This is a genomic window from Candidatus Methylomirabilota bacterium (genome assembly GCA_036002485.1).
Classification (GTDB): Bacteria; Methylomirabilota; Methylomirabilia; order Rokubacteriales; family CSP1-6; genus AR37.
In genome coordinates, this window is record DASYTI010000106.1 from 14464 (window position 1) to 38305 (window position 23842).

At 67.9% G+C, this 23842-nt stretch carries 24 protein-coding genes; 10 read left to right on the forward strand and 14 right to left on the reverse strand.

Annotated features, from left to right (window positions below):
* Nucleotides 1–35 precede the first annotated feature (35 nt).
* Nucleotides 36–932: an aldo/keto reductase gene (locus tag VGT00_10380; GenBank protein ID HEV8531811.1), complete on the forward strand. Its 897-nt coding sequence runs from the start codon at nucleotides 36–38 to the stop codon at nucleotides 930–932.
* Between the two features lie 215 nt (nucleotides 933–1147).
* Here VGT00_10380 and VGT00_10385 read toward each other — a convergent pair whose 3' ends face one another.
* Both VGT00_10385 and VGT00_10390 read right to left on the reverse strand, forming a co-directional pair.
* Complete coding sequence (locus VGT00_10385; protein HEV8531812.1) at nucleotides 1148–2083, reverse strand: fumarylacetoacetate hydrolase family protein; 936 nt, start codon at nucleotides 2081–2083, stop codon at nucleotides 1148–1150.
* Nucleotides 2080–3150, reverse strand: a complete 1071-nt coding sequence (locus VGT00_10390) for a hypothetical protein (GenBank protein ID HEV8531813.1) — start codon at nucleotides 3148–3150, stop codon at nucleotides 2080–2082. The genes VGT00_10385 and VGT00_10390 overlap by 4 nt, the downstream gene beginning before the upstream one ends.
* Nucleotides 3151–3246: 96 nt before the next feature.
* Here VGT00_10390 and VGT00_10395 point away from each other — a divergent pair, with 96 nt between their 5' ends.
* Entirely contained in the window at nucleotides 3247–4266 is a 1020-nt protein-coding gene (locus VGT00_10395) for an LLM class flavin-dependent oxidoreductase (protein ID HEV8531814.1), read from the forward strand.
* 7 nt (nucleotides 4267–4273) lie between these two features.
* On the opposite strand, the gene VGT00_10400 is transcribed toward VGT00_10395, so the two are convergent.
* Complete coding sequence (locus VGT00_10400; protein HEV8531815.1) at nucleotides 4274–4624, reverse strand: hypothetical protein; 351 nt, start codon at nucleotides 4622–4624, stop codon at nucleotides 4274–4276.
* 99 nt (nucleotides 4625–4723) lie between these two features.
* On the opposite strand from VGT00_10400, the gene VGT00_10405 reads away from it, so the two are divergent.
* From VGT00_10405 to VGT00_10440, 8 genes are all read left to right on the forward strand, one after another.
* The gene (locus VGT00_10405; protein HEV8531816.1) at nucleotides 4724–5056 is read left to right on the forward strand and encodes a Lin0512 family protein; all 333 of its coding nucleotides are present in this window, start codon (nucleotides 4724–4726) and stop codon (nucleotides 5054–5056) included.
* Nucleotides 5053–5520 (forward strand): VOC family protein, encoded by a 468-nt coding sequence (locus VGT00_10410; GenBank protein HEV8531817.1) that lies wholly within the window; start codon nucleotides 5053–5055, stop codon nucleotides 5518–5520. Before VGT00_10405 ends, VGT00_10410 begins: the two co-directional genes overlap by 4 nt.
* A 23-nt stretch (nucleotides 5521–5543) precedes the next feature.
* Nucleotides 5544–6155 carry a thioredoxin family protein gene (locus VGT00_10415; GenBank protein ID HEV8531818.1) on the forward strand — a complete coding sequence of 204 codons (612 nt, stop codon included), beginning with the start codon at nucleotides 5544–5546 and terminating at the stop codon, nucleotides 6153–6155.
* A gap of 285 nt (nucleotides 6156–6440) precedes the next feature.
* Nucleotides 6441–6659: a hypothetical protein gene (locus tag VGT00_10420; GenBank protein ID HEV8531819.1), complete on the forward strand. Its 219-nt coding sequence runs from the start codon at nucleotides 6441–6443 to the stop codon at nucleotides 6657–6659.
* A complete protein-coding gene (locus VGT00_10425; protein ID HEV8531820.1) occupies nucleotides 6656–7018 on the forward strand; it encodes a hypothetical protein in 363 nt (120 codons plus the stop codon). Before VGT00_10420 ends, VGT00_10425 begins: the two co-directional genes overlap by 4 nt.
* 77 nt (nucleotides 7019–7095) lie before the next feature.
* Entirely contained in the window at nucleotides 7096–7698 is a 603-nt protein-coding gene (locus tag VGT00_10430) for a DNA-3-methyladenine glycosylase I (protein ID HEV8531821.1), read from the forward strand.
* A 50-nt stretch (nucleotides 7699–7748) separates the two neighbouring features.
* Nucleotides 7749–8237: a polymer-forming cytoskeletal protein gene (locus VGT00_10435; protein HEV8531822.1), complete on the forward strand. Its 489-nt coding sequence runs from the start codon at nucleotides 7749–7751 to the stop codon at nucleotides 8235–8237.
* Entirely contained in the window at nucleotides 8234–8887 is a 654-nt protein-coding gene (locus VGT00_10440) for a tetratricopeptide repeat protein (protein ID HEV8531823.1), read from the forward strand. Before VGT00_10435 ends, VGT00_10440 begins: the two co-directional genes overlap by 4 nt.
* Nucleotides 8888–8998: 111 nt before the next feature.
* Here the strand turns inward: VGT00_10440 and VGT00_10445 are convergent, their stop codons facing one another.
* From VGT00_10445 to VGT00_10495, 11 genes are all read right to left on the reverse strand, one after another.
* On the reverse strand, nucleotides 8999–9643 hold the full coding sequence (locus tag VGT00_10445; GenBank protein ID HEV8531824.1) for a hypothetical protein: 645 nt from the start codon (nucleotides 9641–9643) through the stop codon (nucleotides 8999–9001).
* A 5-nt stretch (nucleotides 9644–9648) separates the two neighbouring features.
* Nucleotides 9649–10476, reverse strand: coding sequence for a Phenylacetic acid catabolic protein (locus VGT00_10450; protein ID HEV8531825.1), 828 nt, complete (start codon nucleotides 10474–10476; stop codon nucleotides 9649–9651).
* Nucleotide 10477: 1 nt separating this feature from the next.
* Nucleotides 10478–11791: a phenylacetate--CoA ligase gene (locus tag VGT00_10455; protein HEV8531826.1), complete on the reverse strand. Its 1314-nt coding sequence runs from the start codon at nucleotides 11789–11791 to the stop codon at nucleotides 10478–10480.
* 7 nt (nucleotides 11792–11798) lie between these two features.
* Nucleotides 11799–12068, reverse strand: coding sequence for a hypothetical protein (locus VGT00_10460; GenBank protein HEV8531827.1), 270 nt, complete (start codon nucleotides 12066–12068; stop codon nucleotides 11799–11801).
* Complete coding sequence (locus tag VGT00_10465) at nucleotides 12065–13255, reverse strand: glycosyltransferase (GenBank protein ID HEV8531828.1); 1191 nt, start codon at nucleotides 13253–13255, stop codon at nucleotides 12065–12067. The genes VGT00_10460 and VGT00_10465 overlap by 4 nt, the downstream gene beginning before the upstream one ends.
* A gap of 3 nt (nucleotides 13256–13258) precedes the next feature.
* On the reverse strand, nucleotides 13259–13792 hold the full coding sequence (locus VGT00_10470) for a bifunctional nuclease family protein (GenBank protein HEV8531829.1): 534 nt from the start codon (nucleotides 13790–13792) through the stop codon (nucleotides 13259–13261).
* Between the two features lie 21 nt (nucleotides 13793–13813).
* Nucleotides 13814–15166: a tRNA (N6-isopentenyl adenosine(37)-C2)-methylthiotransferase MiaB gene (miaB, locus tag VGT00_10475; GenBank protein ID HEV8531830.1), complete on the reverse strand. Its 1353-nt coding sequence runs from the start codon at nucleotides 15164–15166 to the stop codon at nucleotides 13814–13816.
* 55 nt (nucleotides 15167–15221) lie between these two features.
* Complete coding sequence (locus VGT00_10480) at nucleotides 15222–16175, reverse strand: acetyl-CoA carboxylase carboxyltransferase subunit alpha (GenBank protein ID HEV8531831.1); 954 nt, start codon at nucleotides 16173–16175, stop codon at nucleotides 15222–15224.
* On the reverse strand, nucleotides 16159–21018 hold the full coding sequence (gene dnaE, locus VGT00_10485; protein ID HEV8531832.1) for a DNA polymerase III subunit alpha: 4860 nt from the start codon (nucleotides 21016–21018) through the stop codon (nucleotides 16159–16161). The genes VGT00_10480 and dnaE overlap by 17 nt, the downstream gene beginning before the upstream one ends.
* On the reverse strand, nucleotides 21009–22550 hold the full coding sequence (gene guaA, locus VGT00_10490) for a glutamine-hydrolyzing GMP synthase (protein ID HEV8531833.1): 1542 nt from the start codon (nucleotides 22548–22550) through the stop codon (nucleotides 21009–21011). Before guaA ends, dnaE begins: the two co-directional genes overlap by 10 nt.
* 87 nt (nucleotides 22551–22637) lie before the next feature.
* Nucleotides 22638–23798, reverse strand: a complete 1161-nt coding sequence (locus VGT00_10495) for a GuaB3 family IMP dehydrogenase-related protein (GenBank protein ID HEV8531834.1) — start codon at nucleotides 23796–23798, stop codon at nucleotides 22638–22640.
* Between the last annotated feature and the right edge of the window lie 44 nt (nucleotides 23799–23842).

Here is a 23842-nt window from a genome sequence, read left to right on the forward strand (position 1 = left end):
ATCGACGGACGCGAATTCTAGCACGGGACGGAGGCATGGAAAGACGCCGGCTCGGCCGCACCGACATGATGGCGAGCGTCCTGGGATTCGGGGGCTCGGAGATCGGCTATCAGCGCGTGAGCCGCCAAACCGTGGCCCGGCTCCTGGACGGCGCCCTCGACGCCGGGCTCAACGTGGTCGACACCGCGGAGTGCTACGAGAACAGCGAGGAGCTCATCGGTGGGGCCGTCGCCGGGCGGCGCCGGGAGTTCTACCTCTTCACCAAGTGCGGCCATGGCCGCGGCGGGGGTGGGGGAGACTGGCGGCCCGCCGCGCTCCTGGCCAGCATCGAGCGGAGCCTCAAGCGCCTGGCCACCGACCACCTCGACCTGATCCAGCTCCACAGCTGTTCGGTGGCAGAGCTTCGCAAGGGAGACGTCATCACGGCGCTCGAGCAGGCGCGAGATCGGGGCTGGACACGGTATATCGGCTATAGCGGAGACGGCGAGGCGGCGCGCTACGCGATCGAGTGCGGCCGCTTCGACACGCTCCAGACCTCGGTGAGCATCGCGGACCAGGAGGCCCTCGACCTCACGCTGCCTCTGGCCCGAGCGCGAGAAATGGGAGTCATCGCCAAGCGGCCCCTGGCCAATGCCGCCTGGCGGTACCCTCGAAAGCCCGCCGAGCCCTACTACCAGGCCTACTGGTCCCGCCTGCGGGCCCTCGATTTTCCCTTCCTCAAGAAAGGGCCGGACGCCGTCGCGTCCACCGCGCTCCGCTTCACCATCGCCGTGGCGGGCGTCCACACGGCCATCGTGGGCACGACAAAGCCAGAGCGCTGGCCGCACAACGCCGCCCTGCTCGACGCGGGCACCCTGCCCGCCAAGGAGTTCGAGGCCATCCGCGCCAGGTGGCGCGAGGCCGCCAACGCCTCGTGGACAGGGCAGACCTGAGCTCGGCGCCGCCCCCGGCTCGCCCGAACTATTCACGAGCGCGCGTACCGCATCCCGGCCTCCCCTCACCCTGCCCTCGCCCCCTTCGGGGGCGAGGGATCAAAATGAATCCCTCTCCCTCTCCGAGGGAGAGGGCCGCAGTTCGAGCTGAAGGGCGCAGCCCTGAGGCGAGGGCTGAGTAGATCAGGGTGGCGTTGTCTCGCGAATAGTCCCGGTTAGGACTTCGGGGGCGCGTGCTTGCCCGTGAGCTGGGGCGTTGTCCCTTCGAGCTTCTTCTCCTGACGGTCCAGCCGGGTTTCCCTGGCCCAGGTACGCTTCAAGTCGTCGCGCACGTTGAGGCGCAGCCGCCCCAGCCCTTCCGTCTCCAGCTCGATGCGATCGCCGTCCTGAAAGGCGCTGAGCCCGCGATGGTTGGTGCCCGTGGCAACCACATCACCCGGCTCGAGGGGATGAATGGAGCTGACCCACTCGATGCATCGCGGGATCTTGTGCGCCATGTCGCTTGTATTGAAGTTCTGCTTGAGGGTGCCGTTCACCCAGAGGCGAATCTGAAGCTTGTGGGGGTCGGGCACCTCGTCGGCCGTGACCAGATACGGCCCCATGGGGGCAAACGTGTCGCGTGACTTCATCTGGTAGAAGGTATTCCCGGGGGGGAGCAGCCCCCGCGCCGATCCGTCGATGAAGTTGAGATAGCCGAAGACATAGCTCATGGCCTCCGCGGCGGGCACCCGCGAGGCGTGCTTGCCGATGACGAGCGCCATCTCCGCCTCGCCCTCGAAGATGGTGGCGGGGACATCGGGGAGGACCATGGTGTCGCCATCGCCGATCACGGCGTGAGGCGACTTGTGGAACGCGTTGATAGGGGCCGGCTCGGACCGGGTCCCGTCCTCCATGTAGTTCACGGCCATGGCCACGATGTTGTAGGGCTTGGGCACGGGCGGCCTGATGCGCAGCTGAGCCACGGGGATCCCCTTGCCGCGGGCGGCCGCTTCTTCCAGCGGTCGCCGATACTCGGCGAACCGAGCGAGGAGGCCGCTCATGAGCTCGTGCGGCGCATTGTGGGGAATCGATTTCACCGCGTCCGAGACGTCCACCACGGCATCGGCCTTGAGCACGCCCAGCTTGAAGTCGTCGAAGAACAGGATCTTCACGGTTTCACCCCCGTCATGTGTTGGACTGCGGCCCGGTGACTGTCGAGCAGGCCCGGCACGCGCTGGGGATCCGTCCGTCCCCAGCCGCATTCCGAGGCCACCCCGAAGACGTCGACGACATCGCGCGCGACCTTGATGCGCGCCCCGTCACCCGCGCGGTCGTCGTGGTGTATGAGGCCGAGGTAGAGCGCGCTCTCCCCGAAGCCGTCGAGCTCCCCGAGCGGGCGGAAATAGGCGGCATCCGCACGGTGCCGGGGCACGGGCATGTGGAGGAAGTCGATGCCCCGGGCCAGAGCCTGGCGCACTCCATTAGCCATCTCCACCATGACGGCCATGTCGCGCGGCATCACCAGATGCTCGTCCGCGGGCGAGCCATAGCAGAGGTGATAGCCCATCTCGACGGTGGAGGGGACCGCATCGCCGAGCCGCGCGAGCTCGGCCACGATCTGCCGCTTGTAGTCCCCCGGCCGCTCGGCGAAGAATCCCTCGTAGACCAGCACCTCCTGGCAGACATCCCACTGGATGGCGAGCTGCCCGGCGGGAATCGACGCCACGATCTCCGCGAGCGCGTGTCTGAGCGCGCGCTCATAGGTCGGCAGATAGGCTTCGCGCGCTTTCGGGCTCACGTACATGTAGCCGCTGGCCATGGGCGTGGGGAGACAGACCTGGAAGCGCGTGCCCGCGGGAATTGCCCCTTCGCCCTGCAGCCGCCGGAACACATCGTAGGAGGCGCGCGCGGCCTGCGCATAGCCGGTCTCGAAGGCCACCCCGTCGGGATCGATGTCCGCGCGAAAGCGGAGGAGGGGCATCTCGCGCAAGAGCTTGCCGTCCCACTGTCTGAGCGCGAAGAGAGGAACGGTGGGGTCGATCTCCATGGCCGGATGGTTCTTGAGCATGATGCTTTGAAAGAAGATCCATCGCCGGCGCTCCCCCGTCTCTCCGTCCGGTATCCGCGGCAGAAAGGGCCCGAGGGCGGCCGCCACGGTCCGGAGCACCGCCTCGGCATCGGCCAGCGGTACGCTGCCGATGAGATGCGCCTCGCCGCTGGGTCGCCCGGAAGTGGCCATGGCCAAGGCTCGCGTCCAGCAGTATAACCTTCTGTGCGGACCGGCAATCGACCAGGAATCGGGGCCTCGGAGCCCGGGCCCGGTCAGGGAGGGACGATGGAGCTCGGGATCTTCGATCATCTGGACCGGCGGGAGGCGCCCCTCGACGAGTTCTACGAGAGCCGGCTTCGCCTGCTCGAGCGATACGATGCCGCCGGCTTCTACTCGTACCATCTGGCCGAGCATCACGCGACACCGCTCGGGCTGGCTCCCGTGCCCGGAATCTTCCTCGCCGCGGCCACCCAACGGACCCGCCGCATTCGTCTCGGCCCGTGCGTGTACTGCCTGCCCCTCTATGATCCGCTGCGCCTCATCGAAGAGGTCTGCATGCTCGATCAGCTCTCGCGCGGGCGCTTCGACTTCGGGGTGGGGCGGGGGATCGTGCCCTACGAGATGGCCTACTTCAACCTGCATCACCTCGAGACGGAGGAGATCTACCGGGAGGCGCTCGAGGTCATCCTCCAGGGTCTCACGAGCGACGTGCTGGACCACCGGGGGGCGCGCTACACCTACCGCAAAGTGCCCATGATCCTCCGCCCCGTTCAGCAGCCGCATCCCCCTCTCTGGTATGGCCTCGGCCACGCGGCGGGGGCGGAGTGGGCGGCCACCAACAAGGTGCACGTGATCAGCAATGGCCCCTCGGAGGTGACGAAGTCTCTCTTCGATCGCTACGTCGAAGTGTGGGAGCGCAAGCACGGGGGAGCGCCCATGCCGAAGCTCGGCATCTCGCGGCACATCGTGGTGGGCCGCACCGATGCCCAGGCGGAAGCCCTGGCCCGGTCGAACTATGCCGTGTGGTACGCGAACCTGACCAAGCTCTGGCGCGATTTCGGAGCCACGCCGATCCGCTTCGCTCGGGATTTCGACGAGGCCCGCCAGCGCGGCATCGCCTTCGCGGGCACGCCGGCCCGCGTCAGGGAGGAGGTCGAGAAGCAGATCGCCGAGAGCACATGCACCTACTTCGTCTGCCGGCTCATGTTCGGCAACATGAGCGAGGCGGAGGCCACCGCCTCCATCGATCTCTTCACAGAAGAGGTCATGCCCCACCTCGCCAAGCTTCCCTCGGCGCGTTCGTGACGCGAGCCTATTCCACGGGCACGAAGATACAGTGACGCAGCTTCCCGTCGATGGCCTTCGAAAGGTGGCCCTTGCCCGTGGTGTCCTCGACCAGGATCACCTCGCCGGCCCCGATGACGCGGCTCTCGCCATCGCTGGCCGTGATCTGGACCCCGGCGTCGAGGTTGATGATGTACTGGCGGCGGGGCGCGGGATGCCAGTCCAGATCATAGGTGGGCGGCACCTGCCGGAAGATGATCCCGGTGGCGGGGAGACGCTTGGAGAGCTTGCCCCCGCGCGTCTCTTCGGCCCACTCGACGTCGATATCCCGGAAATGCGACTGCCCGCTCGTATCCGTGTACAGGTTATGGATGCGCATGCACGCTCCTCGTCACGGGCGCTTGACAGCCGTGAGTTCATGGTGAACGATGCGTGAGCCGCCGGGCTTTCCCGCGGACGACGCTATCGGAGGTGGGTCGTGAGCGCAAGCAGATATGTACTCGAGTTCGGCATGGGCGTGGATGTCCATGGCAACGACTCGACCAAGGCGGCCTGCCGCGCCGTGTCGGACGCCATCCGCCACTCGAGCCTGCCCTTCTTCCAGGATGTCCGCGAGCGGGGGGGCAAGATGCTCGTGGACGTGACGGTCGGCGTTCCCGACCCCGGCTCGGTCAAGATCGACGTCGTCCAGCGCGAGCTTCCGCACGGTGAGGTGACCGTCCGCCCCGTGAGCGGCGGCCTGCGCGTGACGGGTGCCGATACCATCATCGCGTGCGCGGCCATCACCGTCAGCGTGGAGTATCCGACATGACCACGGCCACCACGGGCATCGGGCTGAAGCGTCTGCAGCATCTGGTCTTGTGGGTGTCGAACGTCGAGCGCAGCGTGCGCTTCTATCGCGACCTCCTCGGCTTCGAGGTGAAGACGCAGTCCCCGCGCGCGGCCTTTCTGAGGATCCCCGGCAGTCCCGACGACCATCACCTGGGCCTCTTCGAGCACCCGGGCGTGCCCGGACCCGATGAGCGCGTGGCCCGCATGTACCATTCCGCCTGGGAGGTCGGCGAGATCACCGACCTCGTGCGCGCGCGAGACCGGCTCCTCGAGGCGGGCGCCCTCGTCGGCGCCTCGAACCACGGGGTGAGCCTGTCGCTCTACGCCAAGGACCCGGACGGGCTGGAGTTCGAGATTTTCTGGACAGTGCCCGGCGGCACCTCGATTGGGACCAGGGAGCTGGACCTCGAGGGCGAGCTCGCCCGGCGCGGCATCACCAACTAGATCCCACAGGAGGAGACCACGACATGGCGCAGCTGAGAATTCCCCTGGACGAGAAGCGCTTCAACACGGGCCTGAGCTGGAAGGACTACCTGGCCCAGATGGGCGACACCAAGCCCCGCACGGAAGAGAACTACTCCAAGGCCGGCCTCACCGATGACGAGCGCAAGTTCTTTTCCGGCATTGGCCAGGTCAAGTACGTGCTCATGATGGCCGAGAACTGGTGCGGCGACGTCCATCGCAACTCCCCGATGATCGCGCGCATCGTCGAGGCCATGCCGGGGGCCGAGATGCGCGTGCTCCTGCGCGACCAGCACCCCGACCTGACCGAGTGCTTCCTGAACAACGGCTACCGCTCCATTCCCATCGTGGTCTTCTTCGACAAGGACTGGAACGAGGTCGGACGATGGATCGAGCGGGCCGGCGCCGCCACTCAGCGCTCGTTCGCCATCCGCGCCGCTACGCTTGATGCCGCGCCGGCCGACAACAAGGAGAAGCAGGACGCGGCCATGGCGGAATTCCGCAAGCAGGTCCAGGGCACGTATGACACGGCCCCCGACAAGAGCTTGTGGCGGGAGACGGCCAAGGAAGTCCGGCAAGTGCTGGAGCAGCGCCTGGGGCTCGCCGCCAAGAAGTAAAGGAGGCGCTCGCCTCCGCTGATCGAGTGTCACGCCCCCGTCCCGCCCGGGGGAGCGCTCACGCGCTTTCCGGGCGGGACGAGTCCGCGCTCCGAAGAACCCTCGCCCGAGCTGGTCGCACGCGGTGAGTCGAAAGCAGTGTGTGGTATCCTACCCCCGTCGGGATTTGGGTCGTATCACAGACGTAACTTGCCGGAACTACGTGACGAGTATGGGTCGAGGGCTGAGTTGATCTTCGAGCCGAGACGGTGCCGACGAGCCGAGGGCTGAGAAGATGAGGGGAGCATGAAGAGCTTCGCGTCGCGCTACATCGCACTGCTTTGGCTCCTCGCGGTGCTCAGTCTCGTGGGTTGGTTCATCTGGAACTCCGACCTGGCCGGCTGGATCCTCGTTGTGTTGGTCGTGGGGCTCATGGTCTGGCAGCTCACGAGCCGCGAGCGCAGCGGGCGGGGCGGAGGAGCGAGGTCCAAGAGCCAGCGCCTGCCCGACGAGCCCACTCCATGAGAGGGGTCCGCGTCCCCGCGCTCGCGCTCTCGATGGCCCTGCTCCTCGGCTCCGTCGCGGCCTGGGCGCAGCCCGAGAGAGCCAGCGAGCCGTCGACCCGCTGCTCGAGCTATGCGGTCGGCACCAACACGCAGACCGAATGTCAGCGCGCGGCGGGTCCCGCCACCTCACCGGCCATCCACTGCACCAGCTCGAAGACGGGCACCGACACGCATGTCGAGTGCGCGCCCGTCGCCGCTCCCATCGTCATGGGAACGAGGCGCCCCGAGGCCTCACGGGCGCTTCCCGCCATGCCCGCCCCGCCCATGCGCTGCTCCAGCTACGCGATCGGCTCCTCCGTCTACACCGACTGCCGCTAGCGCGCATGCCCCGCCGGTGCCATTGGGCCCGCGGCGAGCCCGACACCACTCAGCCCTCGCCTCGCCGGTCTCCTCGCCTGCGGCTCGTCGGCACCGTCTCGGCTCGAACGACCACTGCGTATCACGACCTCGAATGGGGCGTCCCGGTGCGTGACGACCGCCGGCTCTTCGAGCTCCTCGTCCTCGAGGGCGCCCAGGCCGGACTCAGCTGGTCGACCATCCTGGCCAGACGCGCGGGGTACCGGCACGCCTTCGCGCGCTTCGATGTCGCGCGGGTGGCCCGCTTCAGGCCGGCCGTGATCGGCCGCCTGCTGCGTGACCCCGGCATCATCCGGCACCGTGGCAAGATCGAGAGCGCGATCGGCAACGCGCGGGCCGTTCTTGCCGTCCAGCGCGAGCACGGCAGCTTCGCCGCGTATCTCTGGGATTTCGTCGGCGGCCGGCCGCTCGACAACCGCCGGCGCTCACCCGGCCAGGTGCCGGCCCAGACGCCGCTCTCCCAGGCGCTGTCGCGCGATCTCAAGCGGCGCGGCTTCACCTTCGTCGGCCCCACGACCTGCTATGCCTTCATGCAGGCGGTCGGGCTCGTCAACGATCACCTCACCTCATGCTTCCGCTACGCGCCCGTCCGCCGTCTCGCGGCGAGGCGAGGCGGAGCACGGCACCGAAAGCATGCTTGAGATCGCGGTGCGGGCCGTCTAGACTGACCGTGTGCTGACCACGATGTCGCATGGCGAGTGACCGCGGGCCGATGGGCGGCATCCTCCGCTTTCTCGGATTGAGTGGCGCCCCGGAGGACTCGGCGCCGCGCGCGGTCATCTCGGCGGGCCTGAGCGATCCCTCCGATCCCGGGCGCGCGGTCCTGGGCAGCGGCCTCTCCCTTCGCGGCGAGATCACGGGGGAAGGTGACTTCCACGTTTACGGACGCTTCGAGGGCGAGATCGACGTCTCCGGACGCGTGGTGGTGGCCGAGAGCTCCGAGGTGGACGCCAATGTCAACGCCGCCTCCATCGTCATCGCGGGCAAGGTTCGCGGCAATCTCTCGGCCACCACGCGCCTCGACATCCTTCCCACCGGCGTGCTGACGGGCACCCTCAAGGCGGGCAGCTTCTCGGCGGCCGAGGGCGCCTCCGTCAAGGGCGAGATCTGGCTCGAGCGTGCGCAGCACAGCCGCCCGAGCGATGGACGAGGCCTCGGCTCCCCGGAGGAGCCAAGGTGAGCGAGCTCCTGGCCGCCCTCCAGGCATCCCGCTGGGGCCGCTGGGCGGGCCTGGCGCTCCTGGCCCTCGCCCTCGTCGGTCTCGGCTGGGGTGGCTGGATGCTCTGGAGCACGCGCGCGGAGTCTCACGGGGCCGTGGCGCTGGCCCAGGCTCGGCTGCTCCTGGCCCAGGCGCAGGCCCCCAACGCGGCGCCTGGCGCCGAGGGGCGCGCCCAGAAAGCCCTCGAGGAGGTCGTCGCGGACTTCCCGAGGCTGAGCTCGGGAGCCCAGGCTGCGTATCAGCTTGGCAATCTCCGGTTCGCCGCCGGGCAATACCCTCAGGCTCGCGCGGCCTTCCAGATCGCCAAAGCCCGGGCGCGCTCGACGAGCCTGGTCAGCCTGGCTTCCTTGGGCATCGGCTTCACCTTCGAAGCGGAAAAGAACTATGAAGCGGCCGAGAAGAGCTACTCCGAAACCATCAAGGGCGCCGGCCCCAAGGACTTCCTCTACGAAGAAGCCATGTCGGACATGGCCCGGGTCCAGGAGCTAGGTGGCAAGCGCGCCGCGGCGGTCGAGACCTATCAGAAGATCCTGAAAGAGCTGCCTGATGGTCGACGCGCCGAGGAGATGCGAGCGCGCGTGGCCATGCTTCAGTCCCCAATCAAACCGTAGTCTCAGGAAGCTAACCCGAAGATATTGCACCCTTCCTGCTATGTCTGATAAGAGGCATTATGTCAACCATGCTTCTACCATGATCCGGGCAACTCTCCGAAGACTCCCCCGTCAATCCAGGATGGTGGCCGTCAGGATGAAGCTCGACTCGCTGGCCGACTGCTGCTGGCTGTAGCCGAGGATCTGGCGGGTGACCTGATTGATCCCGCGCGTGGCGCCGCCCACGCGCATGGCGCGGCCATTGGGCACGATGACGTCGGTCACCGCCTCGTTGAACTCGATGCTGCCGCCGCCGTCCGGGGTGAAGTAGCTGACCTGGGGGACGAGGCGCACCCGGATCTGGCCCTTGGGAAGAATGGTCGGATTGACCACGAGGGTCGTCCCCACGCGCTGCCAGGCCGTCCCCTGCGCGATGTATCCCTGCCCGGTCGCGTAGTCCCGGAACCACGAGATCGCGGTGTAGGGCACCTCGCTCGCCACCATCATGCTCGCCGTGCCGCCGTCCTGGACGACGGTGAACACGCCATTGGTCCGCGTGGTGCGAGTCGTCGTGTCGTCGACGGCGAGACCGCCGCGGGCCCGCGGCTTCTTGCCGTCCTCGATGACGATGCCGCCCTGCCCCTGCGCGCCCTGGCGCGAGGCCTGGCTCTGCTGCTGGAACTCGAGGACGACCTTGACCTGACGGCCCGTCTGGGCGCCCGCAGGCATGCCGGTGGTCAGGATGAACGCGATGACCAGGAGCGGCGGGAAGCGCACGAGCCCTACCCCGGGATCTGCCCCTCTTCGGGCAGCTTGTCCCAGACCGGCTTCCACTCGGGCGGGTGGAGTCCCACCGCCTCGGCCTTGTCCTTGACCTCGGCCGCGAAGGCCTGGCGCACCTCGTCGTTGTCCCGGACCTTGAGGCGGTACTTGCGATACACGGCGTTCTTGGCCGTGCGCGGGCGGCCGAAGATGTTCATGGTGCGGATGTACCACTTCTCGAACGTCTTCTGCGCCTCGTCGCGGGTCGAGGGGTCCTCGGCGAGCTTCTTGACCCAGAACTCCCCGTGGCGAATGTGGAACTTCTCCTCCTTGAAGATGCCCTCGATGGCCCGCACCCAGGGCCCGTAGGAGCAGTGCCGCACGTCTTCGAGCTGGTGCCCCGCCCCGCGGTCCATGCAGAAATTGAAGAAGGTGAAATCGGCCCAGGTATCGATGGGGTAGTAGAAGATGTTGACGCGCTTGTCGTCGGTGATCCGGGTCGTCCCGATATCGGCCGAATCGTCGATCCGCATGGCCAGGGCCTCGTCGTGAGCCTTGACGTGGGCCTGCACGTCCACCCCCAGATCGCCGAGCAGCCCGTACATCACGGCGGCGTGGCGATGCTCGTCCTTGACGATCTGCGCGACCACGTGCTTCTCCTCCACGTCAGGGGCCTTCATGATCCACGGGACATAGCCGTAGCCGCCGGACAGCTCCGAGTCAGCCTGCATGGTCATGAGGTGGATCAGGTTCTTCTGGTACTCCTCCGTCATCTCTTCGGCCGCCTCGATGCGCTCGCCGCGCTCGATCCGGGCCAGGAGCTCCGCCTCCGTCACGCGCCCGCTCATGTCATCTCCTTTCCACCACGCGCACCGCCTTGCCCTCGCTGCGAGGAATGGTCTTGGGCGGTACGATGACCACGGCCAGATTGAGCCCCAGATGGCCCCGGAGCCTCTCCCCTACCCGCGCGGACAGCCTCTGCACCTCGGGCCGCGATGGGTCGAAGCCGCCCCAGGCACGCACGCGGGCCTCGGCGGGCTCCACGTGCACCTCGAGGGTGGGAAAGCCGGCCGTGCGGTCCACCACCAGCTGATAATGCGGCGCCAGCTCGTCCAGCGTCAACAAGGCCGCCTCGAGCTGGGAGGGATAGACGTTGACGCCTTTGATCACGAGCATGTCGTCCACCCGGCCCTTGATCCGCGCGATCCGCGCCGTGGTCCGCCCGCATCGACAGGGCGTGGCATCGAGGCTGGTCAGGTCGCCCGTCCGGTAGCGGATCATGGGCAGCGCTTCCTTGGTGAGACACGTCAGAACCAGCTCGCCCTCGGCACCCTCGGGCCGCGGCTCGCCCGAGACGGGGTCGATGATCTCGGGCAGAAAGTGATCTTCGTTGAGGTGAAGCCCGTCGCGCGCCTCCGCGCATTCCATGGCCACCCCCGGGCCGATGATCTCGCTCAGCCCATAGCAGTCCACCGCGCAGAGCCCCCAGAGCGCCTCGAGTTGCTGCCGCATCGCCTCGGTCCACGGCTCGGCGCCGAAGATGCCGTACCTCACCCCCACCGCGCGGGGGTCGAGTCCCTGCTCCCTCATGGTCTCACCGATGTGGAGGGCGAACGAAGGTGTGCAGGCCAGACCCTGCGGGGAGAAATCCTGGAGGAGCAGGATTTGCCGGAGGGTGTTGCCGGAGGAGACGGGCACCACCGTCATGCCCATGTGCTCGGCGCCGTCGTGAACGCCCAGGCCCCCCGTGAAGAGGCCGTAGCCGTAGGCAATCTGAATCAGGTGCCCGGGCTCGGCGCCGGCCAGGGCCAGCGAGCGCGCCATGACCTCGCGCCACGTCTCGAGGTCGCGCCGCGTATAGCCGACCACGGTGGGCTTGCCCTTGGTGCCCGAGGAGGCGTGCACGCGGATGAGGGCCTCGCGCGGGACGGCGAAGAGGCCCCAGGGGTACTGGTCGCGGAGATGGCTCTTTCGCGTGAAGGGCAGTCGCGCCAGATCGTCGAGGCTCTTGATGGTGGCGGGATCCACGGCGGCCGCCGCGAAGGCTTCGTGATAGAACGGCACGCGCTCGCTCGCCCAGGCCGTGGCGTGGCGCACCCGCTCGAGCTGGAGCTCGCGGAGGGCCGCGCGCGACATGGTTTCCGCCGCCCGATTCCAGATCATGGCGAGGTTAGCCGAGCGTCACGCGCGTCACCAGCCACCCCTGACGCGCCACGAAGCGCATGATGCTCTCGATGAGCCGCACGTCCGCACCCGCGTCCAGGCTCACGCGGTCGGGTAGCACGTGGCGTACCTCGGGGTACGAGATCAGCACACGCAGGAGGGTCCGCACGCGGGGATCCGGGGAGAGGAAGCCTCGGCGACCGGGATCGCCCGGTCCAGGATGCCAGTCGGGCTGGAAAGAAGCCTGGAGGGTCTGCGTGGTCGCCGCCGGGCTCACCGCCGACGCTCGAGGGGCGTTCGCCGGTTCTCCAGCCGGCTCAGCCGGCTCCCCAGCACGCTTAGATAGTGGCCGGCCATGGCGGCGACCTGCCGGACGGCGGAGAACTCGGTCTCCGCGCAGGCCCGCGCCGACCGCGACATGCTCTCGCGCCGCGCCGGATCGAGAAGGAGGCCGATGGCGGCGTCGGCCAGATCCGCGGCGTCGCCTTTGGTCAGGAGTCCCGTCTCCCCGTCCCGGATCACCTCGTCGACTCCCGAGGCCCTGACGGCCACCGCGGGCAGCCCGCAGGCATGCGCCTCGGCGAGGACGAGGCCCTGCGTCTCGGTCTCGGAGGCGAAGAGGAAGAGATCGGCCGCCTGGTAATAGGGGGGAAGCTCCTCGCGCGGGACACCGCCCAGGAAGTGGATGCGCTCGTGCGCGGGGCTGCCCGCCGCCCGTCGCTCGAGCGGCCCGACATGGCTCCCCTGACCCACCAAGATCAGTCGCGCTCCCGAGACCGCCTCCGCGATGGAGCCGAAGGCCTCGATGATCCGCTCCACGCTCTTCTCGCGGTCGAGCCGCCCGACGTAGAGACAGATGGGCGCGTCGGGGGGAAGGCCAAGGCGCCGCCGCGCCGCCTCTCGCTCTCCGGGGCGAAAGCGGTCGAGGTCCACTCCCGTGGGCACCACGACCACCGGGGCCCGCACCCCTCTCGACACGAGCACCTGCCCGATGCTGGCCGAGGGCGCCACCACCAGATCCGTCGCGTCCGCGAACCGGCACGAGAGCCGGACGGCCAGGGCGGCCACGAGCCTCTCGGGTAGCGGCACGTAGTGCGCGTACTTCTCATAGCGCGTGTGGTAGGTGAACACGATGGGCCGCCCGGCTCTTGAAGCCAGTCGCCGGGCGGCCGGGCCCAGGAGAAAGGGGTGCTGGGCGTGGAAGATCTCGAGCCCGAGCTCGCGCGCCGTGCGCGCGAGGCGCGGCGAGAGCGGCAGGGGCAGGGCGAAGCCAGGATAGGTCGGCGCCGGCACCGATGGGTAGCGAAAGACGAAGGCCGGCTCGGGAAGCGGCCGGGCAGGCGCGGGCGCGAAGACCCAGGCCCGATGGCCGAGGGCGTCGAGGCCCTCGCGCAGGGTCTCTACCGCGGTGGTGACGCCGCCGCGGAAGGGAAGGTAGTTGTTGGTGAAGAGACCGACGCGCATCCGTTATTCATCCTGAGCGCCGGGCTCTTTTCCGCGCTCGATCTTGCCGAAGTCGCCGGGCTTGATCGAATCGAGCCAGGTCTTGATGGTCGCCTGGTCCTCGGCGAGCCCCTTGCCGAGGTCCCGCTCTTTGGTCACCTCGACGCTCTTGGCTTTGACCACGACCTCCTCGTCCACGAAGATCGACGCGCCCACGCGCAGGGCGAGGGCGATGGCGTCGGAGGGACGCGAGTCGACGGTGATCTCGGCCGAGCCGAGCTGGAGGTGGATGACGGCGTAGAACGTGTTCTCGCGAAGGTCGTTGACCACGACCTTGACCACCCGGGCGTCGAGCGACTCGAGGATGTTCTTGATCAGATCATGGGTCATGGGGCGCGCCGTGGTGATCTTCTCGAGCTCGAGGGCGATGGCGTTGGCCTCGAAGAGGCCGACCCAGATGGGCAGCGAGCGCTTCTCCTCCTCGTCGCGCAGGATGATGATGGGCATGTTCGACAGGGGATCGAGGGCGAGCTGCTTCACTTTCATTTCGAGAAACATGCCGTCCCCCCTGCGCCGCGGCTACACCGCGGCGGTGGCCAGCACGCGCCCCTCGGCACCCGCGCCGGCGAGTTCGCCGCGCAGACTGTGGGGCAGCGCCTGGGTGATCAGCACCGGCACGACCTCGCCGAGGAGACGGCGGCCGTGGGCGTCGAAGTTCACGACTCGGTTGCAGCGCGTGCGCCCCGTGGCCTCCTGGGGATTCTTCCGCGAGACACCGTCGACGAGGATGGGCAGGACCCGGCCCTCGAGGGCCCGGCTCCGGGCGGCGCCCACGCGCGTGGCCACCTCCAGGAGACGGCTGTTCCGCCTCGCCTTGATCTCCTCGGAAACTTGATCAGGCATGGTGGCGGCCGGAGTCCCCGGCCGGCGGGAGTAGCGGAAGATGAAGGCATTGTCGTAGCGGATGCGTTCGACCATCCCGACCGTCTGCTCGAAGTCCGCCTCCTCCTCTCCCGGGAATCCCACGATGAGGTCGGTGGAGAGGGCGATGCCCGGTACGGTGTCCTCGAGCTCCGCGATCAGCTCGAGGTAGCGGGCTCGCGTGTACCCGCGGTGCATGCGGTCGAGCACGCGGTCCGAGCCGGACTGGAGCGGCAGGTGCAGGTACTCGACCACCTTGGGCACATCCTGGATGGCGCGGATGAGGCGCGGGGTCAGGTTGTACGGGTTGGAGGTCGTGAAGCGGATGCGCTCGATTCCCTCGACCTCGTTGACGAGCTCGAGAAGCTCGGCCAGATCCGTGGCGGGGGTCAGGTCGCGTCCATAGGCATTGACGGTCTGCCCCAGCAGTGTCACTTCGCGTACGCCCGCGGCGGCCAGCTCCCGGACCTCGGCGACGATGGAGGCGGGCGAATGGCTCCGCTCGCGTCCCCGCGTCACCGGCACCACGCAGAACGTGCACCCTTTCTCGCAGCCCTCCATCACGGTGACGAAGGCCTTGAGCTGCCCCGGACCGGCGGACCGCGCGGTGATCTTGACGAGCGGCGCCTCGCCCGTCTCCAGGACGGGCGCGCCCGTCGCGCGGGCGCGCGCCACCAACTCTCCCACGCGCGAGACCGCGGCCGAGCCGAAGACCAGATCCACCGAGGGCGCGCGCTCCTGGATCCTCCCCTGCCAGAGCTGGGCCATGCAGCCCATGACCCCGATCATGACATGGGGCCGCTCGCGCTTCAGGTGCTTGAGCTCGCCCAGGCGCGAGAAGACCTTGTCCTCGCACTTCTCGCGGATGGCGCAGGTGTTGAGCAGGATCAGATCGGCATCCTCGGCTCGCTCGGTCAGCTCGTAACGCTCATCTCGCAGCAGACCCGCGACGCGCTCGGAGTCGTACTCGTTCATCTGACAGCCGTAGGTGATCAAATGAAGTTTTGGCATAAAAGACCGACACTTACGTTAGCATTCGCACCTGGGCCTGTCAAACCGGCGAGGCTCAGACCGATTCTTCGAACACGCCGATCCGGCGGAATTTGTCGGCCCGCTGGGAGACGAGCTCGCTCGGAGAGAGCGAGCGGAGCTCCCAGAGGGAGTCGCGGAGCGCAGAGCGCAGATTGGCCGCGGTCTCCTCCCAGTTCCGATGCGCGCCCCCCACCGGCTCCGGCACGACACCGTCGATGACGCCCAGGCTCTTGAGCTCCGGCGCCGTGATGCGCATGAGCTCGGCGGCCTCCGGCGCTTTCGTGGCCTCGCCCCAGAGGATGGCCGCGCAGCCTTCGGGCGAGATGACCGAGTAGACCCCGTACTCCAGCATGAGCACCCGATTGCCCACGCCGATGGCGAGGGCCCCCCCGCTTCCGCCCTCGCCGGTGACCACGCAGACAATGGGCGTCCCGAATCCAGCCATCTCGCGGAGATTGCGCGCGATGGCTTCGGCCTGGCCGCGCTCCTCGGCGCCCAGGCCCGGATAGGCGCCGGGCGTATCGATGAAGGTCAGGATGGGCTTGCCGAACTTCGCCCCCAGCTCCATCAGCCGCAGGGCCTTGCGATAGCCCTCCGGGTGCGGCATGCCGAAGTTCCGCGCGATGTTCTCCCGCGTGTCACGCCCCTTCTGGTGACCGAGCACCACCACGGGCTGACCCTCGAAGCGGGCGAGCCCGCCCACGATGGCCTTGTCGTCGCCGAAGACGCGATCGCCGTGGAGCTCGATGAAGTCGTCGAGGAGGAGACGGAAGAAGTCGAGGGTGTGCGGACGCTTCGGGTGACGGGCGAGCTGCGTGCGCTGCCAGGGCGTCAGGGAGCCATAGACCTTCTGCTGGAGGCGCCGGAGGCGCTCCTCGAGACGATGGATCTCGTCGCGGGCGCCCTGCGGGTTCTCCGACGCGCGAAGCTCCGCGATCCGGTTCTCGAGCTCCAGGAGTGGCCGCTCGAACTCAAGCTCGTCCCGCATACTCGACGAGTATACTGCCGGGGCCAAGCACGCCTTCGACTTTCCCCAGCAGCGCCTCGTCGGCCAGCACGGATAGCCCCTTGGCCCGGACCACGACCTCCTGCTCGTCCAGGAGGACGTGGACGAAGAGCGGCGTCGGCCCGGGATGGGCTTCGCAGATCCCGCGCACGGAGGCCAGGAGGGCCGGCGCCTCCGCCACCCCCGCCCGCACTCTGATCCGGCACGTCTGCGCGCTCTCGAGGCTGGCCGCGCCGTTTCCGGGTCCGGCGGCCCGCTCCCCGCCCGCGCGGACCTGGGCGACGGTCGGCTCGTCCAGCGGCTTGACCTCCTCGGTGAGGACGACGCGACCCTTGTCGCTGTCGTCGATGCGACCGCGTACGAGCACGGGTCCGCGGTCACGGAGGGCCACCGCACACGCCCGATACGGCTCGGGAAAGATCGTGAGCGGCACCGAGCCGTCCACCAGCTCGAGCGTGGCGAAGGCCATGCGATTGCCGCTCTTGGTGGAATTCTCCTGGAGCGCGCTCACCAGTCCGAGGAGGAGCACACGCGAGGCAACGGGCAAGGTGGCCAGCTCGGCGGCCGAGACGGCCCCGAGACGCCCCGCCACCTCGCGAAACTCGTCGAGCGGGTGCCCTGATAGATAGAAGCCGAGCACATCCTTCTCGTAGGCCAGGAGCTCCTCGCGCGGCCACTCCGCCACCTGCGAATCGGGTCGCGGCACCGGCGCCGAGGCGTCCGTGCGCGGCGAGGTGAGAGACTCGAAGAGGGAGCCCTGCCCCTCCTCCCGATCGCGCTGGCTACGCTGCCCCGCCTCCATGGCCTGGTCCAGCCCCGACAGAAGTCCGGCGCGCGTGTCCCCCAGCGAGTCGAAGGCGCCCGCCTTGATCAGGCTCTCCACGACGCGTCGATTGACGAGCCGAAGATCGACGCGGCCGCAGAAATCGGCCAGGCCCGCGAAAGCTCCCGCCTCGCGCGCCTTGGTGATCGACTCGATGGCCGTGGTCCCCACGTTCTTGATGGCGGCCAGGCCGAAGTGAATGGTGTCGCCGAGCACGGTGAAGCGCGCGCCCGAGACGCCGACGGCGGGCGGCTCCACCCGGAGCCCCATGCTGCGGCATTCCTCCATGTACTGGACGATCTTGTCCGTCTTCTCCATCTCCGACGTGAGCAGAGCGGCCATGAACTCGACAGGATGGTTCGCCTTGAGGTACGCGGTCTGGTAGGCGACGAGGCCGTAGCACGCGCCGTGCGAATTGTGAACGGCCATACCATTGGCGAGAAAGCTCGCAGCTCCAGGGACTTCGAAGTCGTACGTCGCCTCTTCACCCTCGAGGCTGAAGCTTCGCGCGCGTGACCAAGCGGTGGGCGTTTCCGTCAGGGCGGCGAGGGCCGGTGAGTCTAACCGTTGAGCGAGGAAGGCGAGCGTGTCCCTTCGGATGCCTCGCTTGCGCCTATCTGCGAAGAGCAGGCCCCCCGAGATCCCGAGGGCGCGATACCCGGCGCGCAGACTCGGGAAGGCCTTGAGGACCGCCTCGCGAAGCGGCTCGAGATATATCTCTTTGGGCACCACATCCACGGTTCCTCGCGCGAGGAGCCTGGGCCAACCCTCGGACGAATCGGCGAGCCTTTCGAGCGCCTGGCGTTTCTGCACGAGCAGATGGGCGCCGACCGCGGTTCTGAATCGAGCGAACATGGCGCGGCCGCCGAGGAGGTTGACCGTGAAGCCCTGACGCCGGCCGCCACGGTAGGAGAAGCTCTTCGTGTGGATGGTGGCGGAGAGTCCAAGCTTGAGCAGCAAACGCCTGACGTCTTCGGCCAGCCCTTGGGAAGAGGTGGCGTAGAAGATCGACCGCGTCTTCTCGTGGATGCACCCATCACCCTGGAAGAGTTTGGCCACCAGCACGGCCAGGCTTCGCTGGTCCCAGCGGTCCACGAGGGCCGGGACTCGCTTCTCGAGGGCCCCTAGCCTTTGGAGCCCGCACTCGTCGAAAAGGAAGGTTACCGCCCCCGGCGGCATTTCACGATCAGCGCGAACGGGCCGGACAGACGAGGCCTTGCCCGTTCTCCGATGCTCGACGCGGGCAACGGTATTCGGAAAAGCTGCGAGCACCCGTGCCATGTCCTCGATCTCATCGACCGCGCTGGAAAACAGGTAGAAGTGTCCCGGATAGCCCAGGGATCCTTCCGAGAGAGCGTAGCCGAGCAGCGCCGCGTGACTCTCTGGCACCGTCATGCTCCCCGTCGGGAGCTCGCGCACGACCGCCACGAAATCGTCGACGGTGAGCTCTTCGGCGTTGACCCAACCTCGCTGGGTGAAGACGGGGTGGTCGGGAGTGCACCGGAGCTGCATCCCGTTTCTCAGTCGAAGCCGACCGACGGTTCTCACTCCGCTCGGTCGGACCGCAAGAGCAGGGAAAGGGCCGTCCTTGGTCAGGACAAGATCCCCACGCCGCACCTCGGTGATCGGCTTCCGGGTCCCGTCGGCCATCTCGATCTGTGAATCCCCTGTCAAGCATTTGTTGAACCCATAGCCCGCGAATTTCTCGATGAGGTCCCAGATGCGCTCGGCCTTGCGGCCGTCGATGTCGTTGGCGCGGCACCCCACGAGGAATTTCGCCTTCTGGGCGGCCATGAGCTCGCGGTCCTTCTTGCCCATGGCCTTGCGCAGGGTGTCGGCCTCGCCCAGGGTGAAGCCGGCGAGCTCGGCCGCGAGCCCCATCACCTGCTCCTGGTAGACCATGATCCCGTAGGTCTCCTGGAGGTACTTCTCCATGAGGGGATGCTCGTAGGTGCTGGGGGCCCGGCCGTGCTTGCGATTGATGAAGTCCGGGATCAGCTCCATGGGGCCCGGCCGGTACAGCGACACCATGGCGATGATGTCCTCGATGCGGGTAGGATTGAGGGCTTTGAGGGCGTCTCTCATGCCCGCCGACTCCAGCTGGAAGACCCCGAAGGTCTTGGCCTCGGAGAGCAGCTGATAGGTCTTGGCGTCGTCGAGGGGCAGCGCCTCGGGGTCGAGGGCGATGCCCGTGGACTCCGAGACCAGGCGCGCGGCATCGGCGATGACCGTCAAGGTGCGCAGCCCCAGGAAGTCCATCTTGAGCAGGCCCAGCTTCTCGATGGGCCCCATGGCGTAGCCCGTGATGAGCTCGGGCCGCTTGGGATCCTTGTAGAGCGGCACGCGGTCCATGAGCGGCACGTCGGAGATGACCACGGCCGAGGCGTGCACGGATGCGTGGCGGGTGCAGCCCTCGAGCGTCCGGGCCACCGCCCAGAGCTCCCCGATCCGGCTGTCCCGCTTCACCTGCTCGGCCAGGGCCGGCGCCTTCTCGAGCGCTTCGTCGAGGGTGATGTTGAGGGGGAAGACGGGGACGAGCTTGGCGATCCGATCCGCCTCGCCGAACGACAGGCCCATCACCCGCGCGACGTCGCGGATGACCGCCTTGGCCCCCATGGTCCCGAAGGTGATGATGTGGGCCACGCGGTCCGCGCCGTAGCGATCCACGACGTAGCGGATGACCTCGTCACGCCGGTCGTCGGCGAAGTCGATGTCCATGTCGGGCATCGAGATGCGCTCGGGATTCAGGAAGCGCTCGAAGAGGAGCCCGTAGCGAACCGGATCGACATTGGTGATGCCGAGACAGTAGGCGACGAGGGACCCCGCCGAGGAGCCCCGGCCGGGTCCCACCGCGATCCCCTTCCCGCGCGCGTAGGCGATGAAATCCCAGACCACGAGGAAGTAGCCGGAGAAGCCCATCTTCGAGACGACGGAGAGCTCGTAGCGGAGGCGCTCGACCACGGCGTCCGGGGGCGAGCTGCCGTAGCGCCGGGCCAGGCCCTCCGTGGCGAGGTGCTCGAGGTAGGAGTCGAGGGTGTGGCCGGCGGGGACGTCGTAGTTCGGCAGGTGGAACTGTCCGAAGCCCAGCTGGAGCTTGCAGCGCTCGGCCACGGCCAAGGTATTGCGGTATGCCTCGGGCAGATCCTTGAAGACGGCGCGCATCTCGTCGGCCGACTTGAGGTAGAACTCCTCCGTCGAGAACCGCCACCGGTTCGGGTCGCTCATGGTGGCGCCCGTCTGGATGCACAGGAGCGTCTCGTGGGCCCGCGCGTGTCCGGCTTCGACGTAGTGCGAGTCATTGGTGCCGCAGAGCGGCGCCCCGATCTGCCGGGCCAGCCGCACGGTGGCCTCGGTCACTCGGGCCTGGAGATCGATCCCGTGGGACTGGACTTCCATGAAGTAGCAGTCCTTGCCGAAGACCTCCTGGTACCAGCCCGCCGTCTCCAGGGCCTTGGCCTCCTCCCCGGCCGAGAGCAGCTTGCTCACCTCCGAGTTGAGGCAGCCCGAGAGGACGAGGAGCCCATCGGCATGCTGGGCCAGCAGCTCGTGATCGACGCGCGGCTTGTAGTAGAAGCCCTCCAGATACGCCTTCGAGACGAGCTTGATCAGGTTGCGGTAGCCCGTCTCGTTGCGGACGAGGATGGTGGCGTGGCTGGCGCCCTCGTAGCCGCCGTCCTGGGGCGAGCGCTCGAAGCGGCTGCCCGGGGCGACATAGAGCTCGCATCCGATGATGGGCGTGATCCCGGCCTGCTGACAGGCTGCGTAGAAGTCGATAGCGCCGAAGAGGTTGCCGTGATCCGTGAGGGCGAGGGCCGGGAAGCCGAGCTGGGCGGCGCGGGCGATGAGCCCCACGTCCACCTCTTTCTTGCCCTGCCCCGGAGCGCGCTCGATCTTCTCGAGCTGGGCGGCGCCGTCCAGCAGGCTGTACTCCGAGTGGACGTGGAGGTGGACGAAGTCGGCGCGCGGGGCGCCACCCTCCCGGACCGGGCCGTCTACTCCCATTCGATGGTGCTGGGAGGCTTGGAGGAGATGTCGTAGACCACGCGGTTGACGCCCTTGACCTCATTGATGATGCGCGAGGAGATCCGCGCGAGAAGATCATAGGGCAGCCGGGCCCAGTCCGCGGTCATGGCGTCCTGACTCGTGACGGCTCGGAGGGCGACCACATCCGCATAGGTGCGAAAATCGCCCATGACGCCCACCGTCCGTACCGGTAGCAAGACGGCGAAGGCCTGCCAGACTTCGTGCTCGAGCCCGGCCCGGCGCACTTCCTCCTGGACCACCGCGTCGGCTTCCCGCAAGACGGCCAGCCGCTCTTCGCTCACCTCGCCCAGGACGCGGATGGCCAGCCCCGGGCCCGGGAAAGGCTGGCGCCAGATGATCTCGCCCGGCAGCCCGAGCAGCGCGCCGACTTCGCGGACTTCATCCTTGAAGAGCTCGCGGAGCGGCTCGAGCAGCTTGAACGTCATGTCGGGGGGCAGCCCGCCCACGTTGTGATGCGTCTTGATGGTCGCCGACGGGCCCTTGAAGGAGACGGATTCGATCACGTCCGGATAGAGGGTGCCCTGGGCGAGCCAGGGAATGTGACCGAGCTTGCGCGCTTCTTCCTCGAAGACGGCGACGAACTCATTGCCGATCCGCTTGCGCTTGGTCTCCGGATCTGTCACATCTCTCAAACGGTCGAGAAAACGCTTACTTGCGTCAACATGGATGAGCTTGATCTTGAAGGTATCCCTGAAGGTCGCGACGACGGCCTCCGCCTCGCCCTGTCGCAGGAGCCCATTGTCCACGAAGAGGCACGTCAGCTGGTCGCCGATGGCCTTGTGGATGAGCACGGCGACCACCGAAGAGTCGACGCCACCCGAGAGGGCGCAGAGCACACGATCTCGTCCCACCGTCTCGCGGATGGCCGAGACCTCGGTGTCGATGAAGGAGGCCATGGACCAATCACCCGTGGCGCCGCAGGCGGTCAGGAAATTCCTCAGGATCGTCTTGCCCTGCTGCGTATGGGCGACCTCGGGGTGGAACTGGACGGCGTAGAGCCGGCGCCGGGAATCGGCCATGGCGGCCACCGGACAGTTCTCCGTGGAGGCGAGCCGAGCGAATCCCGACGGCGGGCTCATCACGGTGTCGCCATGGCTCATCCACACGGTGAGTCGCCCGCTCGGTGAAGGCGTCACCCCCTCGAGCAATTCCCCGGGCGCTTCGAGAGCAAGCTCGGCGGGACCGTACTCGCGCCTTTCCGCGGGCACGACCTTCCCGCCCAGCAGATAGCCCATGGCCTGCATGCCGTAGCAGATGCCGAGCACGGGGATGCCCGCCTCGAAGAGCCGCGGGTCGGGCAGCGGCGCGCCGTCATCGTAGACGCTAGACGGACCGCCCGACAGGATGATGCCCTTGTAGCCTCCGGCCAGGAGCTTTTCCACGGGTTCCGTGCAGGGAACGATCTCGGAGTAGACGGACAGCTCGCGGACGCGGCGGGCGATCAGCTGGCTATACTGCGCGCCGAAATCGAGAACGCAGATCTTATCCATCGAGACTCCGGGCAAGTTCTGCCGAGCGCATCATCGGCCCCATCCCGCCATGGCTTTCCGGGCGGCGCCGGCGCAGCAACCGCTCCGCTATCTGGGCGTGCCCAGCTTCTGGGCCCGCTGGAACACCTTGCCTTCGGTCTTGATGGACGGCGCGATGATGAGCTCGGTCTGCTGGAGCTCTCTGATGCTCATGGCGCCCACGGAGCCCATGCAGGTGCGGATGGCCCCCACGAGGTTGAGGGTGCCGTCCTCGGTGAAGGCGGGGCCAAAGAGGATTTGCTCGAGGGGGCCCGCCACACCCACGCGGATGCGCGTCCCCCGCGGAAGGTTCGAATGCGGCGTGGCCATGCCCCAGTGATAGCCCCGGCCGGGCGCCTCCTGGGCGCGCGCGAAGGCTGAGCCGATCATGACAGCGTCCGCCCCCGAGGCGAGCGCCTTGCAAATGTCACCGCCGCTCGTCATGCCGCCGTCCGTGACGATGGGGACGTAGCGGCCCGTGCGCTTGTAGTAGAAGTCGCGCGCCGCCGCGGAGTCCGCCGTCGCCGTCACCTGCGGCACGCCGAGTCCCAGCACCTCACGGCTCGTGCAGGCGGCGCCCGGCCCCACCCCGATCAGGAGGGCGTCCACGCCACAATCCATGAGCTCGAGACAGGCTTCGTACGTCACCACGTTGCCGACGATGAGGGGGATGGACAGGTGCTTCTTGAGCTGGCGGAGATCCATGGGCTTGTACTCGGTGGCGATGTGGCGGGCCGTGGTGACCGTGGACTGGACGACGAAGAAATCGGCGCCGGCCTCCTCGGCGATCTTGGCGAAGCGCTCGGCGCGCTGCGGGATGGAGGAGACGACCACGGGACCGCCGCCCTTCTTGATCTCCGACACGCGCTTGTGGATCAGCTCTTCCTTGATGGGCTCGCCGTAGATGCCCTGGATGATCTTGGTCGCTTCTTCGAGGCTCGCCGAGGTGATCCGGTCGAGCACCTCGGCAGGATTCTCGTAGCGCGAGAAGATGCCCTCGAGGTTGAGCACGGCGAGCCCGCCCAGCCGTCCCATCTCGATGGCCAGCTTGGGGCTGACCACGCCGTCCATGGCCGCGGCCATGATGGGAATCTGGAAGCGGCGGCCGCAGAGCTCCCACGAGATGTCGACCTCGCTGGGATTGATGGTGAGCGACCCGGGGACCAGCGCGATGTCGTCAAAGCCGTACGCCGCCCGAGCCTTGCGCCCGCGCCCCACCCACATGCCCATAGGGTTGATCGTCCTCTCCAGGCCCGGACGGGTCACCGCCCCCC

Coding starts and splice junctions, on each gene's coding strand:
- VGT00_10380 (HEV8531811.1), top strand. CDS start 36: ATGGAAAGACGCCGGCTCGGCCGCACCGACATGATGGCGAGCGTCCTG.
- VGT00_10390 (HEV8531813.1), bottom strand. CDS start 3,150: ATGGCCACTTCCGGGCGACCCAGCGGCGAGGCGCATCTCATCGGCAGC.
- VGT00_10395 (HEV8531814.1), top strand. CDS start 3,247: ATGGAGCTCGGGATCTTCGATCATCTGGACCGGCGGGAGGCGCCCCTC.
- VGT00_10400 (HEV8531815.1), bottom strand. CDS start 4,624: ATGCGCATCCATAACCTGTACACGGATACGAGCGGGCAGTCGCATTTC.
- VGT00_10410 (HEV8531817.1), top strand. CDS start 5,053: ATGACCACGGCCACCACGGGCATCGGGCTGAAGCGTCTGCAGCATCTG.
- VGT00_10415 (HEV8531818.1), top strand. CDS start 5,544: ATGGCGCAGCTGAGAATTCCCCTGGACGAGAAGCGCTTCAACACGGGC.
- VGT00_10420 (HEV8531819.1), top strand. CDS start 6,441: ATGAAGAGCTTCGCGTCGCGCTACATCGCACTGCTTTGGCTCCTCGCG.
- VGT00_10425 (HEV8531820.1), top strand. CDS start 6,656: ATGAGAGGGGTCCGCGTCCCCGCGCTCGCGCTCTCGATGGCCCTGCTC.
- VGT00_10435 (HEV8531822.1), top strand. CDS start 7,749: ATGGCGAGTGACCGCGGGCCGATGGGCGGCATCCTCCGCTTTCTCGGA.
- VGT00_10450 (HEV8531825.1), bottom strand. CDS start 10,476: ATGAGCGGGCGCGTGACGGAGGCGGAGCTCCTGGCCCGGATCGAGCGC.
- VGT00_10455 (HEV8531826.1), bottom strand. CDS start 11,791: ATGATCTGGAATCGGGCGGCGGAAACCATGTCGCGCGCGGCCCTCCGC.
- VGT00_10465 (HEV8531828.1), bottom strand. CDS start 13,255: ATGCGCGTCGGTCTCTTCACCAACAACTACCTTCCCTTCCGCGGCGGC.
- VGT00_10470 (HEV8531829.1), bottom strand. CDS start 13,792: ATGTTTCTCGAAATGAAAGTGAAGCAGCTCGCCCTCGATCCCCTGTCG.
- miaB (HEV8531830.1), bottom strand. CDS start 15,166: ATGCCAAAACTTCATTTGATCACCTACGGCTGTCAGATGAACGAGTAC.
- VGT00_10480 (HEV8531831.1), bottom strand. CDS start 16,175: ATGCGGGACGAGCTTGAGTTCGAGCGGCCACTCCTGGAGCTCGAGAAC.
- dnaE (HEV8531832.1), bottom strand. CDS start 21,018: ATGGGAGTAGACGGCCCGGTCCGGGAGGGTGGCGCCCCGCGCGCCGAC.
- guaA (HEV8531833.1), bottom strand. CDS start 22,550: ATGGATAAGATCTGCGTTCTCGATTTCGGCGCGCAGTATAGCCAGCTG.
- VGT00_10495 (HEV8531834.1), bottom strand. CDS start 23,798: ATGGGCATGTGGGTGGGGCGCGGGCGCAAGGCTCGGGCGGCGTACGGC.